Origin of the sequence: Actinomadura luteofluorescens, from assembly GCF_013409365.1 — a bacterium.
GTDB lineage: Bacteria > Actinomycetota > Actinomycetes > Streptosporangiales > Streptosporangiaceae > Spirillospora > Spirillospora luteofluorescens.
On sequence record NZ_JACCBA010000001.1, the window covers coordinates 5444655 to 5462368 of the forward strand.

Genomic DNA, 17714 nt, shown 5'->3' on the forward strand with positions numbered 1-17714 from the left:
CCCGCGAGGTGACCGAAGGACCCGACTCAGTTCGGGCGGCCTGCGTAGGTGAGACGAGAGCTTCCCGCATGGCCTCTGTGCCGTGCCTGGACGCCCCGTGCGCCTGCGCCGGGGCGTTTTTTGGTGGATCGGCGCCCCAGTTCGTCCAGCGGACTGCGGCGCGGGTCGGACCACCCAGGTAATCGGAAGGAGGGCTATGGCCAAGGCCCACAAGGACGCGGCGATCGCCGAGCTCAAGAACGAGTTCGAGAGCTCCAACGGCGCCGTGCTGACCGAGTACCGCGGGCTTTCCGTCGCGCAGGTCAAGGAGCTGCGCGACAACCTCGGCGAGACCGCGCGGTTCCGCGTGGTGAAGAACACGCTGACCAAGCGCGCCGCGAACGAGGCCGGTGTCGACGAGCAGTTCCGTGAGCTGCTCGAAGGCCCGTCGGCCATCGCGTTCGTCCGCGGCGACGTGGTCGAGGCCGCCAAGGGCCTGCGCGACTTCGCCAAGACGAACCCGATGCTGGTGATCAAGGGCGGCTTCATCGACGGTCAGTCGATGGACGCGGCCGAGATCACCAAGCTGGCGGACCTCGAGTCGCGCGAGGTGCTCCTCGCGAAGCTGGCCGGTGCGATGAAGGGCTCGATGGCCAACGCCGCCGCGCTGTTCAACGCCCTGCCGACGCAGGCCGCCCAGCTCGCCGAGGCGCTGCGCGCCAAGCGCGAGGCCGAGGGCGAGAGCGCCGAGGCACCCGCCGCCGAGGCGTCCGCCGAGTAGGCAACCCGCGGTTCCGTACCACCCCAGATCACAAGCCATAGCGGAGGAATCATCATGGCGAAGCTCAGCACCGACGACCTGCTCGACGCCTTCAAGGAGATGACCCTTCTCGAGCTCTCCGAGTTCGTGAAGCAGTTCGAAGAGGTCTTCGACGTCAAGGCCGCCGCCCCCGTCGCGGCCGTCGCCCCGGGCCAGGGCCCGGCGCCCGCCGAGGAGGCCCCGGCGCAGGACGAGTTCGACGTCATCCTCGAGGGTGCCGGCGACAAGAAGATCCAGGTCATCAAGGAGGTGCGCGCCCTGACGAGCCTCGGCCTCAAGGAGGCCAAGGACCTGGTCGACGGCGCGCCGAAGCCGCTGCTGGAGAAGGTCAACAAGGAGACGGCCGACAAGGCCAAGGAGGCCCTGGAGAAGGCCGGCGCCTCGGTCACCGTCAAGTAACGACGCTCCAGAGCACCGGAGCCGGCGCGGCTCCACCGCTCTCCAAGGAGGCGGTCACCCCGATGGGGCGGCCGCCTCCTTCTGTTTCCGCGGGGGCCCGGCCGCGGCCGGTGGGCGGTCTTGTCGTGGAGCGTGGAGGGGCCATGCCAGGAAGGTCCGTTTTCTGTGCTGAGGTGACAAACAGCTGCGGGAAACCGTGTGCCCCGGCGGGTTGTGCGGCTTCCCGCCCCCGGCGTAGCGTCCCGTCCTGACGCTGTGGCCACACCCGGCCGCTCACGTCTCCGCGGTGCGGCGGGCCGCACGGTCGCGGCCGTCCCCGGGCACCCCGGTCTTGAGGCTCCGGTTCTTGGACCACTAGTCTCATAGGCGCCGTAAGTAACGATTGTCTTACGACGTCGCATTTAGCCGCTGATCTGGGTGGGAACCCCTTCCATTTGGACGGGGGGCCGCTACGGTGGTGGCACCCGTCACGGCTACCGGACGGTAGCAATGCGGCGGACACGCGGTGTGACGACCGAACGCGGCGTGGAGACAGAGCGCGGTGTGACGACAGAAAGAGCCTGAGTGCTACTCGCTCATTGGTTCGGGATTCCCCCGGCCTGGACGAAAGGTGACGAGTGGGCGTCGAGATCAGAGTCGAGGGCCTGACGAAGTCCTTCGGCCGCCAGGTGATCTGGCAGGACGTGTCGCTGACCATTCCCGCAGGTGAGATCTCCGTTCTCCTGGGTCCGTCCGGCACCGGAAAGTCGGTCTTCCTGAAGTCCCTCGTGGGGCTGCTCAAGCCCGACCGCGGGCACATCTGGATCGGCGACAGGGACCTGCCCTACCTGCCCGAGTCGCAGCTGTACGACACCCGGAAGCTGTTCGGCGTCCTGTTCCAGGACGGCGCCCTGTTCGGCTCCATGAACCTGTTCGACAACATCGCGTTCCCGCTCCGCGAGCACACCAAGAAGTCCGAGTCCGAGATCAAGCGCATCGTCATGGAGAAGATGGACCTGGTCGGTCTTCTCGGTGCCGAGCACAAACTTCCCGGTGAGATCTCCGGCGGCATGAAGAAGCGCGCCGGCCTGGCCCGCGCGCTCGTCCTGGACCCCGAGATCCTGCTGGTGGACGAGCCGGACTCCGGCCTCGACCCGGTCCGCACCGCGTTCCTGAACCAGGTCTTCATCGACCTCAACGCGCAGATCGGCGCGACGTTCCTGATCGTCACCCACGACATCAACACCGCCCGCACCCTCCCGGACAACATCGGCCTGCTGTACCAGCGGCACCTGGCGATGTTCGGGCCGCGGGAGATGCTGCTGTCCAGCGAGGAGCCGGTCGTCCGGCAGTTCCTCAACGCCAGCAAGATCGGCCCGATCGGCATGTCCGAGGAGAAGGACGAGTCCGAGCTGGAGGCCGAGGCGAAGATGGGCCACGACCCGGGCAAGCTGCCGCCGATCCCGCCGCAGCAGATGCCGAGCAACGGGCTGATCCGCACCGGCATGCACGCACCCGGCGCGTGGTGCGCGGCGCACGGCGTCACGCCGCCGCCCGGCTCGTTCATCGACGACCTCGGCCGCAACTGGGTGGAGGAGTGGCCGCGGTACGTGGCGTCCATGACCCCCGTCGGCGCCCCCGCGGGCGGCGCGCACGGGGCGCCCGGCGCCATGCCGCCCTCCGGACCTCCGCCCGGCGGCCCCGGGGGCCAGTTCCCCGGCAACCCGCCGCCCGGCCGGCCGGGAGCGGGTGCAGGCTACTGATGTCCACTCCTGGTATCGGCGCGGACCAGCGAGGGGCAGGGAAGGGCGGGGGCTCTTCGGCGACGTTCCGCAAGATCGGGGACGGCGCGGCCAACGTCGCGATCAAGGAACCGGGCCGCTTCTTCGCCCTGTGCCTGGACACCGGGCGCGCCATGTTCCAGTGGCCCTTCCAGTGGCGCGAGTTCATCCAGCAGGCCTGGTTCATCGTCAGCGTCACCGTCGTCCCCACGATGCTGGTCGCCATCCCCTTCGGCGGCGTGCTGTCCCTCCAGGTCGGCGGGCTGATCCGGCAGCTCGGCGCGCAGTCCTACACCGGCGCGACCGCGGTGGTCGCGATCGTCCGGGAGGCCAGCCCGCTGGTCACCTCGCTGCTGGTCGCGGGCGCCGCCGGGTCGGCGATGTGCGCCGACATCGGCTCCCGGAAGATCCGCGAGGAGATCGACGCCATGGAGGTGCTGGGCATCAACCCCCTGCACCGCCTGGTGGTGCCGCGGATGCTCGCCTGCGCGTTCGTCGCGCTGTTCCTCAACGGGCTGGTCTCGGTGGTCGGCCTGCTGGGCGGCTACTTCTTCAACGTGATGCTCCAGGGCGGCACCCCCGGCGCCTACCTGGCGTCCTTCAACGCCATCGCGCAGCTGCCCGACCTGCTGCAGGCCGAGTTCAAGGCGTTCGTCTTCGGCATCACCGCGGGCCTGGTCGCCGCCTACAAGGGCCTGAACGCCAAGGGCGGGCCCAAGGGCGTGGGCGACGCGGTCAACCAGACCGTCGTCATCACGTTCATGCTCCTGTTCCTGGAGAACTTCCTGATCTCCACGCTGTACTTCCAGTTCGTCCCGTCGAAGGGGATGTAGATGACCGCCCCTGGCAAGACGGGCAAGGCCGCCCGGCGGGTGGTGAGCGCCCCGCTCGACCGGCTGGACGACTTCGGCCACCAGATGTCGTTCTACGCCGGCGCGTTCGCGTGGGTGTTCCGGGTGCTGCGCCGGTACCGCAAGGAGGTGCTGCGGCTGCTGGCCGAGGTGAGCCTCGGCACCGGCGGCCTCGCGGTGATCGGCGGCTCGGTGGTGATCGTCGGGTTCATGACGTTCTTCACCGGCAGCCAGGTCGGCCTCCAGGGCTACGAGTCGCTGAACCAGATCGGCACGGCCGCGTTCACCGGGTTCGTCGCGTCCTACTTCAACACCCGCGAGATCGCGCCGCTGGTGTCGGCGCTCGCGCTGTCGGCGACGGTCGGCTGCGGGTTCACCGCCCAGCTCGGCGCGATGCGGATCTCCGACGAGATCGACGCGCTGGAGGTCATGGCCGTCCCGTCGATGCCTTTCCTGGTCACCACCCGGATGCTCGCCGGGATGATCGCGGTCATCCCGCTGTACATCGTGGGCCTGCTCGCCTCCTACGGCGCGACCCGGGTCATCGTGACGATGTTCTACGGCCAGTCGACCGGCACCTACGACCACTATTTCCATCTGTTCCTACCGCCGTACGACATCTTGTGGTCGTTCGGAAAAGTGATCGTCTTCGCGGTGCTGGTGATGCTGATCCACTGCTACTACGGCTACCACGCCTCCGGCGGCCCGGCGGGCGTCGGCGTGGCGGTGGGCCGCGCGGTGCGCACCAGCATCGTGGTGATCAACGTGGTCGACCTGATGCTCGGCATGGCGATCTGGGGCACGACCACCAGCGTCCGGATCGCGGGGTGACGGCGATGGGCGAACGTCTGCGCTTCCGCATCCTCGGCGCGTCCATGGTCGTCGTGATCGTTCTGCTGCTGGCGCTGACCGTGGCGCTGTACAACAAGGCCTTCACACCGACGCTCGACGTGAAGGTGCGGAGCGAGCGGGCGGGGCTGCAGCTGCTGCCGCACTCGGACGTGAAGGTCCGCGGCCTGATCGTCGGCGAGGTGCGCGACACCGACGCCGACGCGCAGGGGGCGACGCTCCACCTGGCGCTCGACCCGGGCAAGGCGAAGCTGATCCCGCGCAACGTGCAGGCGCGGCTGCTGCCGAAGACGCTGTTCGGCGAGAAGTACGTGGATCTGGAGATCCCGGCGCAGGCGGGCGCGCTCGGGCTGCGCTCGGGCCAGGTGATCCAGCAGGACCGCTCCCAAGCGGCCGTCGAGATCGACAAGGTGCTGAACGACCTGCTCCCGCTGCTGCAGGCGGTGAAGCCGGCGGAGCTGAACGCGACGCTGAACGCCCTGGCGACGGCGCTGCAGGGCCGCGGCGACCAGATCGGTCGGAACCTGGAGGAGGCCGACGAGCTGCTGCGGAAGGTCAACCCGCAGCTCGGCACGCTGGTGCACGACCTGAACGCCCTGGCCGACGTCTCCGACATCTACAACGCCGCGGCGCCCGACCTGCTGCAGACGCTCCGCAACCTCAACGTCACCAGCCGGACGATCACCGACAAGAAGGCCACGATCGAGCAGCTGATCCCGGCGACGACCGCGCTGGCCCAGGACGGCGACGTGTTCATGCGGCAGAACGCCCCGAAGATCATCGGCTTCAACATCGCGAACCGGGACGGCCTGGACCTGATCGCCCGCTACTCGCCGTCCCTGCCGTGCGTCTTCGCCGGGCTGATGAAGCTCAAGCCGGAGTCGCAGCGGGTGGCCGGCGGCAACGGGTCCAAGACCTTCAACCTGACGGTCGAGATCGTCAAGCCGGTGCCGGGCTACAAGTACCCGCTGGACAAGCCGGAGGCGAAGGACCAGCGCGATCCGCGCTGCTACGGGCTGCCGAACCCCAAGGTCCCGTCCCCGACCTACCTCGCGCTGGACGGCACGCAGGACGACCTGTGGTGGAAGAACCCCGATGACCCGAACGCCGGCGGGAGCCGCGGCCGGGCGCTGTCGAACGTCTTCGTCGACCCGGGCTCGATGAGCGAGAAGGACAAGATCAAGAACGTGCTCGGACCGGTGACGCGGACCCGCGCCGACCAGCTGTCCGACGTCGCGGCGCTGATGTTCGGGCCGCTGCTGGGCGACGGATCGGTGGTGACGGTCAAGTGAGGACGACCAGTGCGGCGATCAAGCTGGGAATCTTCGTGGTCGTCACCTCGCTGGCCACCGGGGTGCTGGCGATGACGATCTCCAACATGCGGTTCCGCGAGACGACCACCTACAAGGCGATCTTCTCGGACGTGACGGGCCTGCTCGACAAGGACGACGTGCGCGTCGCCGGCGTCCGGGTCGGCCAGATCGAGCACATCGAGCTGTACAAGGGCGACAAGGCCGAGGTGACGTTCAGCCTCCAGAAGGAGAGCGTGTTCAAGGCGGGGCTGCCCTCGTCCACCCGGGCGCAGATCCGGTACCGCAACCTGATGGGCCAGCGGTACCTGGCGCTGACCGACGGCGCCGGCCAGGCCAACGACTACCTCAGGCCGGGCGGGACGATCCCCGTCGCGCAGACCACGCCCGCGCTGGACCTGACGACCCTGTTCAACGGGTTCCGGCCGCTGTTCCGCGCCCTGGAGCCCAAGGACGTCAACACGCTCGCGATGCAGATCATCCAGGTGCTCCAGGGCGAGGGCGGGACGATCAACAGCCTGCTCGCGCACGTCGCGTCGCTGACCAACACGCTCGCCGACCGGGACAAGGTCATCGGCCAGGTCATCGACAACCTGAACACCGTGCTCGGCACCATCGACGAGCGGCACACCGAGGTCAACCAGCTGATCACGGACCTGCGCGGGTTCGTCAGCGGGGTCTCGGGGGACCGCCAGGCGATCTTCGACTCGGTGGCGGCGATCAACGATCTGACCGGGACCACGCAGGACCTGCTCGCCGACGCCCGCCCCGGCATCCGCAACGACATCGCGGGGCTGCGCAAGCTCACCGCCACGTTCGACGCGAACGGCAAGGAGCTCGACGCGGGCCTGCAGCGGACGCCGAAGCGGCTGGAGGGGCTGGTCAACATCTCCTCCTACGGCTCCTGGTTCAACATGTACATCTGCGGTCTCGACGCGCGGGTGCGGCTGCCGGGCGGACCGGTCTACCAGACGCCGGCGATCGTGAACGAGAACGCGAGGTGCAAGTAGATGAGGATCCCGTTCCGGGAACGCAACCCGGTCCCCATCGGGCTCTCCGCGTTCGCGATCATCATCGTGCTGGTGGTGCTGGCGATGAACCTGGAGAACATCCCGTTCATCTCCGGCGGCAAGACCCACACCGCCGCGTTCCGTGAGGCGGCCGGGCTGCGGGCCGGCGAGGAGGTCCGCATCGCGGGCGTCAAGGTCGGCAAGGTCACCGGGCTGGAGCTGGACGGCGACCACGTCAAGGTCACCTTCCGGGTCGACGACGGCGTGCGGCTCGGCGACCGCACCGAGGCCGACATCAAGATCAAGACGGTGCTCGGCGCGCACTATCTCGCGCTCACCCCGCGCGGGCGCGGCCGGCTCGGCCGCAACGTCCCGATCGAGCGGACGCACACCCCGTTCGAGGTCGTGCCCGCGATCAGCGAGCTGAGCCAGCGCGTCGGCGCGATCGACGTGCAGCAGGTCGCCAAGTCGTTCGACGTGCTGTCGGACACCTTCAAGAACTCCCCTGAGGAGGTCAGGGCCTCCCTGCAGGGGCTGCGCCGGCTGTCCAACACGGTCGCGTCCCGCGACGACGAGCTGCACGAGCTGGCCGGCAAGGCCAAGGACGTCTCCAAGCTGCTCGCCGACCGCAACCAGGACTTCGCCAAGCTCGTCCAGGACGGCGACAAGGTGCTCCAGGCGGTGCAGGCCAGGCGCGAGGTGATCCACCAGCTGCTGATCAACACCGTGACCCTGTCGCAGCAGGTGAACGCGCTGATCAACGAGAACGACCGGCAGCTGCGCCCGATGCTGGACAACCTGGCCAAGGTCAACCGGATCCTGCTGAAGAACCAGAACAACCTGGACCGGATCCTCCAGCTGTTCGCGCCGTTCGCCCGGCAGTTCTCCGACGTGACGGGCACCGGCCGCTGGTTCGACTCGTGGATCCAGAACCTGATCCCGATCCCCGCCTCGATCCAGAACCCCCCGTCCGGCGGAGGCGCGACGACGAACAGGCAGGGCGCCCGCCCGGGCGGCGGATCGCCCGGCCCCGGCAAGACCGGCAACAGCGACAACCCGTTGCCCTTCCTCCCGTGAGCAGGCAGGTCACCAGTGCGTAACTCCACGAGCATCCTTCGCCTGGGCGGCGCGATCCTCGCCGTCGCGGTGCTGGCCGCCGTGCTCCTGCTGGTCCTCCAGGAGCCGGGGCAGCGCCACATGACGGCGTACTTCACCAAGGCGGTCGGCCTGTACAAGGGCGCGGACGTCCGCATCCTCGGCATCCCCGTCGGGGAGGTCACCAGCGTCGAGCCCGTCGGCGACGCGGTGAAGGTCGAGCTGAGCTACGACGCGAAGTACAAGGTCCCCGCGGGCGCGCAGGCCGTGATCGTCAACCAGACGCTCGTCGCCGACCGCTACGTCCAGATCACGCCCGTCTACAAGGGCGGCGCCGTCCTGGCCGACGGCGCGACGCTGGGCACGAACCGCACCGCGGTGCCGGTCGAGGTCGACGAGGTCGGCGGGAGCCTGAACGAGCTGTCCAAGGCGCTCGGCCCGCAGGGCGCGAACGCGCCCGGCGCGAACGGCGAGCAGGGCTCGCTGTCGCGGCTGCTCCAGGTCGGCGCGGCGAACCTGGACGGCCAGGGCGAGGACATCCGGCAGACGATCGCCGACGCGTCCAAGGCGCTCAGCACGCTGAGCACCGACCGCGGCGACGTGGCCGCGACGATCAAGAACCTGCGGATCATCACCGACGCGATGAAGGCCAACGACCAGCAGATCAAGTCGTTCTCCGGGCACCTCAACGGCGTCTCCGGGCAGCTGGCGGGGGAGAAGGAGGAGCTGAGCGCGGCCCTCAACACCCTGGCCCCGACGCTGAAGAACGTGCAGCGGTTCGTCAAGGGCAACCGCACCGAGCTGGCCGCCAACGTCCGGCAGCTCGCGCAGATCACCGGTGTGCTGGTGAAGGAGAAGGGCGCGCTCGCCGAGATCCTCACCGCGGGTCCGCTCGCCGTCAACAACCTGGCCCGCGCCTACGACCCGATCAGCGGCACGATCCACACCCGCGACAACTTCCGCCAGTTCCACAACCTGGCCGACTGGATCTGCTCGCTGGCCTACTCGGTGGGCACGCCCGCCAAGGAGTGCCTCGACTTCGTCACGCCCTACAACGGGATCGGCAAGGCGTTGACCGGGTTCAGCCTGGACCTGTCCTGGATCACCGCGCTGACCACGCACTACGACCCGGTGCCCGTCCCGCCGGACGCCTACGGACCGCAGGGCAGGCCCGGCAAGTCCGGCAAGACGAGCACCACGAACAAGACCGCGGCGACCGGAACCCAGAAGAAGCCGACGGACATCACGGCGCTGCTGCCTGGAGGTGGCCGATGAGCAGGCGGTCGATCAGCAGGCGGTCGATCGGCAGGACGATCGGCGGGGCGCGTTTGCTCGGCGCCGCCGCGCTCGCGGGCGTGACGGCCCTGTCGGGCTGCTCGTTCAACGGCGTGGAGTCGCTGCCGCTGCCCGGCGGCCCCGACCTCGGCCCGCACCCCCGCACCGTGAAGATCGAGTTCGCGAACGTGCTGGACCTCGTCCCGCAGTCGGCGGTCAAGGTCAACGACGTGTCGGTGGGCAAGGTCGAGAAGATCGAGCTGGCCGGCGAGCCGGGCGGCGGGACGGGACAGGGCGGTCAGGGAGGCTGGCACGCGGTCGTCACGGTCAAGTTCCGCGGCGACGTCAAGCTCCCCGACAACGCGATCGCCACGGTCAGCCAGACCAGCCTGCTCGGCGAGAAGTTCGTGCAGCTCGAACCGCCGAAGAACGAGGCGCCGGTCGGGGAGCTCTCCGACGACGACCTGATCCCGCTGAACCGCACGTCCCGCGGCACCGAGATCGAAGAGGTGCTGTCGGCGATGTCGCTGCTGCTCAACGGCGGCGGCCTGGAGCAGGTCTCCACGATCAGCCACGAGCTGCAGGCCGCGATGGGCGGCCGGGAGTCCACGATCAAGTCGGTGCTGCAGCGGGTGAACACCTTCGCCGGGACGCTCGACCAGAACCGCGCCGCGATCACCCGGGCGCTGGACAGCATCGACCGGCTGACCGGCAAGCTGTCCGACGAGCGCAAGACGATCCAGGACACCATCGACAAGACCGGGCCCGCGATCACCGTCCTCAACCGCAACCGGGCCGACCTCACCAAGATGCTGGTCGCGCTGAACAAGCTCAGCCGCACCACCACCTACGTGATCGACCAGTCCAAGGCCGACATGCTGGCCAACCTGCGGGACCTCGACACGATCCTGCGCAACCTCAACAAGGCCGGCTCGGACCTGCCGAAGTCGCTGGAGACGCTGATCACCTTCCCGTTCCCCGCCACGTTCGAGAACGTCATCGCGGGCGACTACGGCAACGTGCGGCTCACCCTCGACCTGGACTTCGAGTCCATCGCGCAGAACCTGCTCGGCGGCACCGACCTGGAGGGGCTGCTCGGCAGCGGCAAGCAGATGCGCGGCATGCTCCAGGTCCCGAACGTGACGCTGCCGGACTCCCCGCTGGGCGTCCTGCCGCAGACGCCGGGCGGCGGCGGGAACCAGGGCGGGCTGCCGGGGCCTGCCCGGCGGCACCACACAGACCCCAGGGAAGCCGGCCGGCACGAACGACCAGGGACGGCCGGGCGCGCTCGCCCCCGACCCCGGTGACGGCGGTCTGCGGACCCTGATGACGGGGGGCCTCTCGTGATCCTCAAGCGCGGCGTCATCATCCAGCTCATCGCCTTCGCGGTCATCACCGTCGTCGGCGTGGCGATCGTCTCGGTCAACTACATCGGCATCGGCCGCGACCTGCTCGGCAAGCAGTACATCGCCTACGTCGACCTCACCGACTCCGGCGGCGTGTTCACCAACGCCGAGGTCACCTACCGGGGCGTCCCGGTCGGGCGCGTCGGCCCCATCGAGCTGACCAAGGACGGCATCCGCGTCAAGCTGCTGCTGGAGCGCGGCAAGCGGATCCCGCGCGAGGGCACCAAGGCCGTCGTGGCGAACCGGTCGGCGGTCGGCGAGCAGTACATCGACCTGGAGCCCACCACGAAGTCCGGGCCCTACATGGACCAGGGCGACCCGTACACCGTCCCGCGGAGCCGCACCACGCTGCCGGTGTCCACGGCCGAGCTGCTGCGCAACGTCGACTCCCTCGTGGGCTCGGTGAACACCAAGGACCTCGGGGTCATCGTGGACGAGCTGGACAAGGCGTTCTCCGGCTCCGCCTCGGACCTGCAGTCGATCCTGGACGACACCGACCGGCTGCTGAAGACCGCCAACGAGGCCTACCCCGACACCGAGCGGCTGCTGAACAACGGCGTGACCGTCCTGGACACCCAGCGCGGCCAGGCCGCCAACATCCAGGGCTTCGCCCGCAACCTGAACGCGCTGACCACCTCGCTCCGCAACGACGACCCGGCGCTGCGCAAGACCATCGACAACGCGCCGGGCGCGGTGGACGAGACCCACAAGGCCATCAACCAGCTCGCGCCGACGCTGCCCGTCCTGCTGGCCAACCTCACCACCACCGGCCAGGTCATCGCGTCCCGCAAGGCCGGCCTGCGGTCGCTGTTCATCCTCTACCCGGTGACGGTCGCAGGCGCGTTCACCGTCACGCCCGGCGACGGGACCCAGCACCTGGGCCTCGACCTGAACATCGACGCGCCGCCCGCCTGCACCCAGGGCTACGAGAAGGTCAAGCACCGCTGGCCGCAGGACACCTCGAAGAAGAAGCCGCGCCTGGACGTCGGCTGCAAGGCGCCCCACAACGCCCCCACGGCCGTGCGCGGCGCCCGCAACTTCCCGCGTGACGCCATCGCGCCGTTCCCGCAGGTCCCCGCGGGCGCCACCACCGGCGCCGGGTTCCCCGAGGGCGGCGCGTACGGCACCCGCGGGGACGGCGGCGACAGCGGCGACGGCGACGGCGGCAAGACGGACGCCAAGGGCTCCGGCAAGACCAAGGCGAAGGCCGCGGCCGCCCCGACGGGCCAGCTCGCGGACGGAAACCTGTACCTGTCGTACCCGGCCGGTTCAGTCGAATTCGCTGGATACGATCCATCGACGGGCGCGGTCTACGGCCCTGATGGCAAGCGCTACGTCATGCCGCGCAGCGCCGGTACACGCCAGTTGGGAGAGGAATCCTCGTGGAAGTGGCTCCTGCTCGGACCGCTGAGCCAGTGAGGCGGGCACGATGAGGCGCCGTCTACCCCTGATCACCGCGATCGTGCTGAGCGTCGTCGTGGTGGGGCTCGCCATCGCGTCCGGTTGGCTCGGCGTGGTCTCCCTCCGGAACAGGGACGAGGCCGACCAGAAGGCGAAGGCGATCCAGTCGGCGCGCCAGATGGGCGTCAACCTGATGTCGCTCAGCGCCGCCACCGCCCAGCGCGACCTGGACCGCATCGTGGGCGGCACCACCGGCGACCTCAAGAACAAGCTGGGAAGCCAGTCGAACGCCTTCATGCAGCAGATCACCAAGGCCAAGGCCAAGTCGACTGTCAGTGACGTGGACGCCGCGCTGGTCTCCATCGACGGCGACTCCGCCGAGGTGATGGTGTCCCTCACCGGGACCGTCACCAACGACAAGGTGCAGAACGGTACGCCGCAGGGCTACCGGTACCAGATGGACCTCACGCGGGTCGACGGCCGCTGGCTCGTGTCCGGACTGGAGGTTGTCCCGTGACGATCAAGGCGGATCGAGCGGCCAGGGCCGAGGAGGCCGCCGAGGCGGCGCGCCTGGCGGAGGAGGCCGCGGCGAAGGCCCGGGAGGCCGCGCGGCTCGCCCAGATCGCCGCGGACGAGGCGGCCGCCGCCGAAGAGGCCGCGGCGGACGAGGCGCCGGACGAGGAGCCGGGAGAGGACGTCCCGGAGGAGGCTCCGAAGGCCCTCAAATCCCCCAAGAAGCCTCGTCGTAGCCGGAAGGCGTCCGAAGTCACGTCCGATGAGGACGAAGCCGCAGAGGGCGGCTCAGCGGCGGAGGCGGACACCGAGGCCCTCGCCGATGACGACACCAAGGCCGTCAAGACGACCAAGGCCGCAAAGGGCACCAAGGGCACCAAGAGCTCCAAGGCCGCCGAGGTCGTAGAGGCCGAGGAAGACGCTGAGGCCGAGGAAGACGCTGAGGCCGAGGAGGACGCCGAGGCCGAGGAGGACGCCGAGGCCGCGAAGCCTGCGAAGGCCGCCCGGACCAAGCGTCTGAACCTCAAGAAGCCCACCAAGGCCACCGACGAGGACGCCGAAGACGCTGAGGACGCCGAGCCGGAGGGCCGGTCCCGGCTGGGCGGCAGGTCGACCGTCATCGCCGTCCTGGCCGTCCTGGCGATCGCGCTCGCGGCCGGCACCACCGCGCTGGCGTTGAAGGTCCGCGAGCAGAACGCGACCGAGCAGGCGTCCAAGGAGGCGTCCTTCGCGGCGTCCCGCGCGGCCCAGAAGCTGTCCTCGTACGACTACCAGACGCTGGACACCGACCTGAAGGCCGCGTCCGCCACCACGACGGGCAAGCTGCACACCCAGTACGACAAGCTCGCCCTGCAGCTCAAGACCGTCGCCGTCCAGCAGCAGGCCGTCTCCAACACGACCGTGATGAAGGTCGGCGTCGTGAGCGCGACCCCTGACAAGGTCGTGGCGCTCGTCTACGCCAACCGGTCCTCGGCGACCAAGAGCGACAAGCAGCAGCGCCTCCCGGAGCCCCTGCGCATCAAGCTGACGATGGTCAACAAGGACGGCAAGTGGCTCGCCTCCGAGCTGACCGTCCTCTCCTAGACGGCCGTCTCTCCCGGCGTCTTCCAGATGCCCGTCGCGGCCTCTGGACGAGTCGCTGTTAACCCTCCCGGGCCGGACCTAGCCGAGGTCGCGGGTCGCGCGGCCGCCGGGCGCGCGACCCGCCGCCTGCGGCGATTCGCGGGCTGTCAACCCGGATCCCTAAACTATGGCCTTCCTCACTGCAGGTCAGGGCCTGAAAAGTCCAAGTCCGCTCTTGACTGAGAGGCGCTGAGGGGCGATGCTCCATGGCAACGTGATGCATACTGCGGCGCTAGAGTTGCGAGCGGTGTACCGGTTCGGCTACACTGCCCCTTTGCGCTGCCCTCTGACTATCCACGTGTGAGAGCACACCTGTGAAGGTCCGGTTCAGGCCCCTTTGAGGGTCCGGTTTGGCCCTCTTTGAGCAGGTCTCGAACGTGGATCGTCTGGCGTGCGTGTCATCTGTTACGCCGCGAGCCCTCGGAAGGACCACTCTTGGCAGCCTCGCGCAACGCCTCGAATACCGCAACCGGTCCGAACCGCGTCTCCTTCGCGCGCATCAAGGAGCCGCTCGAAGTCCCGGACCTCCTTGCTCTGCAGACCAACTCGTTCGACTGGCTGCTGGGCAACGAGAGGTGGAAGGCCCGGGTCGAGGCGGCCCAGAAGGCCGGAAGTAAGAGCGTCCCGACGCAGTCGGGGCTGGAGGAGATCTTCGAAGAGATCAGTCCGATCGAGGACTTCTCCGGGACCATGTCCCTGTCGTTCCGGGATCACCGGTTCGAGCCGCCCAAGTACTCCGTGGAGGAGTGCAAGGACAAGGACATGACCTACTCCGCCCCGATGTTCGTCACGGCGGAGTTCATCAACAACACCACCGGTGAGATCAAGAGCCAGACGGTGTTCATGGGCGACTTCCCGCTCATGACCCCCAAGGGCACCTTCATCATCAACGGCACCGAGCGTGTCGTGGTCTCGCAGCTGGTGCGTTCGCCGGGGGTGTACTTCGACCGGGCGCTGGACAAGGCGTCGGACAAGGACATCTACGGGTGCCGGGTGATCCCGAGTCGGGGTGCCTGGCTGGAGTTCGAGATCGACAAGCGTGACAACGTGGGTGTGCGCATCGACCGCAAGCGCAAGCAGCCGGTGACGGTGCTGCTGAAGGCGCTGGGGTGGGACGAGGCGCGGATCCGGGAGCGGTTCGGCTCGTATGAGTCGATCAATGTGACGCTGGAGAAGGACCACACGTCCGGGCAGGATGACGCGCTGCTGGACATCTACCGCAAGCTGCGGCCGGGTGAGCCGCCGACGCGGGAGTCGGCCCAGACGCTGCTGGAGAACCTGTACTTCAATCCCAAGCGGTACGACGTGGCGAAGGTCGGCCGTTACAAGATCAACAAGAAGCTCGGTCTGGACCTGGACATGAACCAGGGGACGCTGACCGAGGACGACGTGGTCGCGACGATCGAGTACCTGGTGCGTCTGCACGCGGGTGAGGAGGAGGCGACCCTGGGCAGTGTGGCGGTGCCGATCGAGGTCGATGACATCGACCACTTCGGCAACCGGCGGCTGCGCACGGTGGGGGAGCTGATCCAGAACCAGGTGCGTCTGGGGCTGGCCCGCATGGAGCGGGTGGTCCGGGAGCGGATGACGACGCAGGACGTCGAGGCGATCACGCCGCAGACGTTGATCAATATCCGGCCGGTGGTGGCCTCCATCAAGGAGTTCTTCGGCACCAGCCAGCTGTCGCAGTTCATGGACCAGACCAACCCCCTGGCCGGCCTCACCCACAAGCGGCGCCTGTCCGCCCTGGGCCCCGGTGGTCTGTCGCGTGAGCGCGCGGGCATGGAGGTCCGTGACGTCCACCCGTCGCACTACGGGCGGATGTGCCCGATCGAGACGCCCGAAGGCCCCAACATCGGCCTCATCGGCTCGCTCGCCGCATTCGGCCGCGTCAACCCGTTCGGGTTCGTCGAGACCCCGTACCGGCGCGTCACCGACGGCGTCGTCGGCGAGGAGATCGACTACCTGACGGCCGACGAGGAGGACCGCTACGTCATCGCGCAGGCCAACTCCCTGCTGAACGACGACGGCACCTTCGTCGAGAGCCGCGTCCTCGTCCGCCGCAAGGGCGGCGAGGTCGAGCTGGTCCCCGCCCGCGAGGTCCAGTACATGGACGTCTCGGCGCGGCAGATGACCTCGGTCGCGACGGCGATGATCCCGTTCCTGGAGCACGACGACGCCAACCGTGCGCTGATGGGGTCGAACATGCAGCGGCAGTCGGTGCCGTTGCTGCGCAGTGAGGCGCCGCTGGTCGGGACGGGCATGGAGTACCGTGCCGCGACCGATGCCGGTGATGTGATCACGGCGGAGAAGGCGGGTGTGGTCGAGGAGGTCTCGGCCGACTACGTGACGGTGATGAACGACGACGGGACCCGGACGACGTACCGGGTGTCGAAGTTCAAGCGGTCCAACCAGGGCACGTGCTTCAACCAGAAGCCGATCGTGGACGAGGGTCAGCGCGTCGAGGTCGGTCAGGTGATCGCCGATGGGCCGTGCACCGATGACGGTGAGATGGCGCTGGGCAAGAACCTGCTGGTGGCGTTCATGCCGTGGGAGGGCCACAACTACGAAGACGCGATCATCCTGTCGCAGCGGCTGGTGCAGGACGACGTCCTTTCCTCGATCCACATCGAGGAGCACGAGGTCGACGCCCGTGACACCAAGCTGGGCCCCGAGGAGATCACCCGCGACATCCCGAACGTGTCCGAGGAGGTCCTGGCCGACCTGGACGAGCGGGGGATCATCCGGATCGGCGCCGACGTGGTGCCCGGTGACATCCTGGTCGGGAAGGTCACCCCGAAGGGGGAGACCGAGCTGACCCCGGAGGAGCGGCTGCTGCGGGCGATCTTCGGTGAGAAGGCGCGCGAGGTGCGCGACACCTCGCTGAAGGTGCCGCACGGCGAGCAGGGCAAGGTCATCGGCGTGCGGGTGTTCTCCCGCGACGACGGCGACGAGCTCCCGCCGGGGGTGAACGAGCTGGTCCGGGTGTACGTGGCGCAGAAGCGCAAGATCACCGACGGGGACAAGCTCGCGGGCCGGCACGGCAACAAGGGCGTCATCTCCAAGGTGCTGCCGGTGGAGGACATGCCGTTCCTGGAGGACGGCACCCCAGTCGACATCGTCCTGAACCCCCTGGGCGTGCCCGGCCGCATGAACGTCGGACAGGTCCTGGAGACCCACCTCGGCTGGGTCGCCTCCCGCGGCTGGAAGGTCGAGGGCGACGACGCCGAGTGGAAGCAGGCCCTCAAGGCCATCGGCGCCGACGAGGCTCCGGCCTGGACGAACACCGCGACGCCGGTGTTCGACGGCGCCCGCGAGGACGACGTCACCGGCCTGATCGAGAGCACGCTCCCGAACCGCGACGGCCAGCGCATGGTGGGCCCGGGCGGCAAGGCGCGGATGTTCGACGGCCGCACCGGCGAGCCCTACAAGGACCCGATCTCGGTCGGCTACATCTACATCCTCAAGCTGCTCCACCTGGTCGACGACAAGATCCACGCTCGTTCGACCGGCCCGTACTCCATGATCACCCAGCAGCCGCTCGGCGGTAAGGCCCAGTTCGGCGGCCAGCGCTTCGGTGAGATGGAGGTCTGGGCACTGGAGGCCTACGGCGCCGCCTACGCCCTCCAGGAGCTGCTGACCATCAAGTCCGACGACGTCCTCGGCCGCGTGAAGGTCTACGAGGCCATCGTCAAGGGCGAGAACATCCCCGAGCCCGGCATTCCCGAGTCCTTCAAGGTGCTCATCAAGGAGATGCAGTCGCTGTGCCTCAACGTCGAGGTGCTCTCCAGCGACGGCATGTCCATCGAGATGCGCGACACCGACGAGGACGTCTTCCGCGCCGCGGAGGAGCTCGGCATCGACCTCTCCCGTCGCCCGAACGAGGGCGCGATGAGCGTCGACGAGGTCTGAGAACTCAAGGGG

At 68.7% G+C, this 17714-nt stretch carries 14 protein-coding genes; all 14 read left to right on the top strand.

All coding sequences use genetic code 11. The features are described 5' to 3' along the window. Positions 1–196 precede the first annotated feature (196 nt). A complete protein-coding gene (rplJ, locus tag BJY14_RS25340) occupies positions 197–760 on the top strand; it encodes a 50S ribosomal protein L10 (RefSeq protein ID WP_179845905.1) in 564 nt (187 codons plus the stop codon). Between the two features lie 54 nt (positions 761–814). Then, on the top strand, positions 815–1198 hold the full coding sequence (gene rplL / locus BJY14_RS25345; protein ID WP_179845906.1) for a 50S ribosomal protein L7/L12: 384 nt from the start codon (positions 815–817) through the stop codon (positions 1196–1198). Positions 1199–1815: 617 nt separating this feature from the next. Then, positions 1816–2940 carry an ABC transporter ATP-binding protein gene (locus tag BJY14_RS25350; protein WP_258943709.1) on the top strand — a complete coding sequence of 375 codons (1125 nt, stop codon included), beginning with the start codon at positions 1816–1818 and terminating at the stop codon, positions 2938–2940. After that, positions 2940–3791 (top strand): MlaE family ABC transporter permease, encoded by an 852-nt coding sequence (locus BJY14_RS25355; protein ID WP_179849617.1) that lies wholly within the window; start codon positions 2940–2942, stop codon positions 3789–3791. The genes BJY14_RS25350 and BJY14_RS25355 overlap by 1 nt, the downstream gene beginning before the upstream one ends. Further along, the gene (locus BJY14_RS25360) at positions 3792–4640 is read left to right on the top strand and encodes an MlaE family ABC transporter permease (protein WP_179845907.1); all 849 of its coding nucleotides are present in this window, start codon (positions 3792–3794) and stop codon (positions 4638–4640) included. Positions 4641–4645: 5 nt separating this feature from the next. Next, complete coding sequence (locus tag BJY14_RS25365) at positions 4646–5950, top strand: MCE family protein (protein ID WP_179845908.1); 1305 nt, start codon at positions 4646–4648, stop codon at positions 5948–5950. Continuing rightward, entirely contained in the window at positions 5947–6978 is a 1032-nt protein-coding gene (locus tag BJY14_RS25370) for an MCE family protein (protein WP_179845909.1), read from the top strand. The genes BJY14_RS25365 and BJY14_RS25370 overlap by 4 nt, the downstream gene beginning before the upstream one ends. Beyond that, positions 6979–8055, top strand: coding sequence for an MCE family protein (locus BJY14_RS25375; protein WP_179845910.1), 1077 nt, complete (start codon positions 6979–6981; stop codon positions 8053–8055). Positions 8056–8070: 15 nt separating this feature from the next. Next, entirely contained in the window at positions 8071–9348 is a 1278-nt protein-coding gene (locus BJY14_RS25380) for an MCE family protein (protein ID WP_179845911.1), read from the top strand. Further along, positions 9345–10655 (top strand): MCE family protein, encoded by a 1311-nt coding sequence (locus tag BJY14_RS25385; RefSeq protein ID WP_179845912.1) that lies wholly within the window; start codon positions 9345–9347, stop codon positions 10653–10655. The genes BJY14_RS25380 and BJY14_RS25385 overlap by 4 nt, the downstream gene beginning before the upstream one ends. 36 nt (positions 10656–10691) lie before the next feature. Beyond that, positions 10692–12173 carry an MCE family protein gene (locus BJY14_RS25390; protein WP_179845913.1) on the top strand — a complete coding sequence of 494 codons (1482 nt, stop codon included), beginning with the start codon at positions 10692–10694 and terminating at the stop codon, positions 12171–12173. 10 nt (positions 12174–12183) lie between these two features. After that, the gene (locus BJY14_RS25395; protein WP_179845914.1) at positions 12184–12672 is read left to right on the top strand and encodes an Rv1363c family protein; all 489 of its coding nucleotides are present in this window, start codon (positions 12184–12186) and stop codon (positions 12670–12672) included. Continuing rightward, positions 12669–13751 (top strand): Rv1363c family protein, encoded by a 1083-nt coding sequence (locus BJY14_RS25400; protein WP_179845915.1) that lies wholly within the window; start codon positions 12669–12671, stop codon positions 13749–13751. Before BJY14_RS25395 ends, BJY14_RS25400 begins: the two co-directional genes overlap by 4 nt. 474 nt (positions 13752–14225) lie before the next feature. Then, complete coding sequence (rpoB, locus tag BJY14_RS25405) at positions 14226–17702, top strand: DNA-directed RNA polymerase subunit beta (protein WP_179845916.1); 3477 nt, start codon at positions 14226–14228, stop codon at positions 17700–17702. Positions 17703–17714: the final 12 nt, after the last annotated feature.

Bases quoted from the DNA above. Each gene is read 5' to 3' on its own strand.
- rplJ (WP_179845905.1), top strand. From the start codon at position 197: ATGGCCAAGGCCCACAAGGACGCGGCGATCGCCGAGCTCAAGAACGAG.
- rplL (WP_179845906.1), top strand. From the start codon at position 815: ATGGCGAAGCTCAGCACCGACGACCTGCTCGACGCCTTCAAGGAGATG.
- BJY14_RS25395 (WP_179845914.1), top strand. From the start codon at position 12,184: ATGAGGCGCCGTCTACCCCTGATCACCGCGATCGTGCTGAGCGTCGTC.
- BJY14_RS25385 (WP_179845912.1), top strand. From the start codon at position 9,345: ATGAGCAGGCGGTCGATCAGCAGGCGGTCGATCGGCAGGACGATCGGC.
- BJY14_RS25355 (WP_179849617.1), top strand. From the start codon at position 2,940: ATGTCCACTCCTGGTATCGGCGCGGACCAGCGAGGGGCAGGGAAGGGC.
- BJY14_RS25365 (WP_179845908.1), top strand. From the start codon at position 4,646: ATGGGCGAACGTCTGCGCTTCCGCATCCTCGGCGCGTCCATGGTCGTC.
- BJY14_RS25360 (WP_179845907.1), top strand. From the start codon at position 3,792: ATGACCGCCCCTGGCAAGACGGGCAAGGCCGCCCGGCGGGTGGTGAGC.
- BJY14_RS25375 (WP_179845910.1), top strand. From the start codon at position 6,979: ATGAGGATCCCGTTCCGGGAACGCAACCCGGTCCCCATCGGGCTCTCC.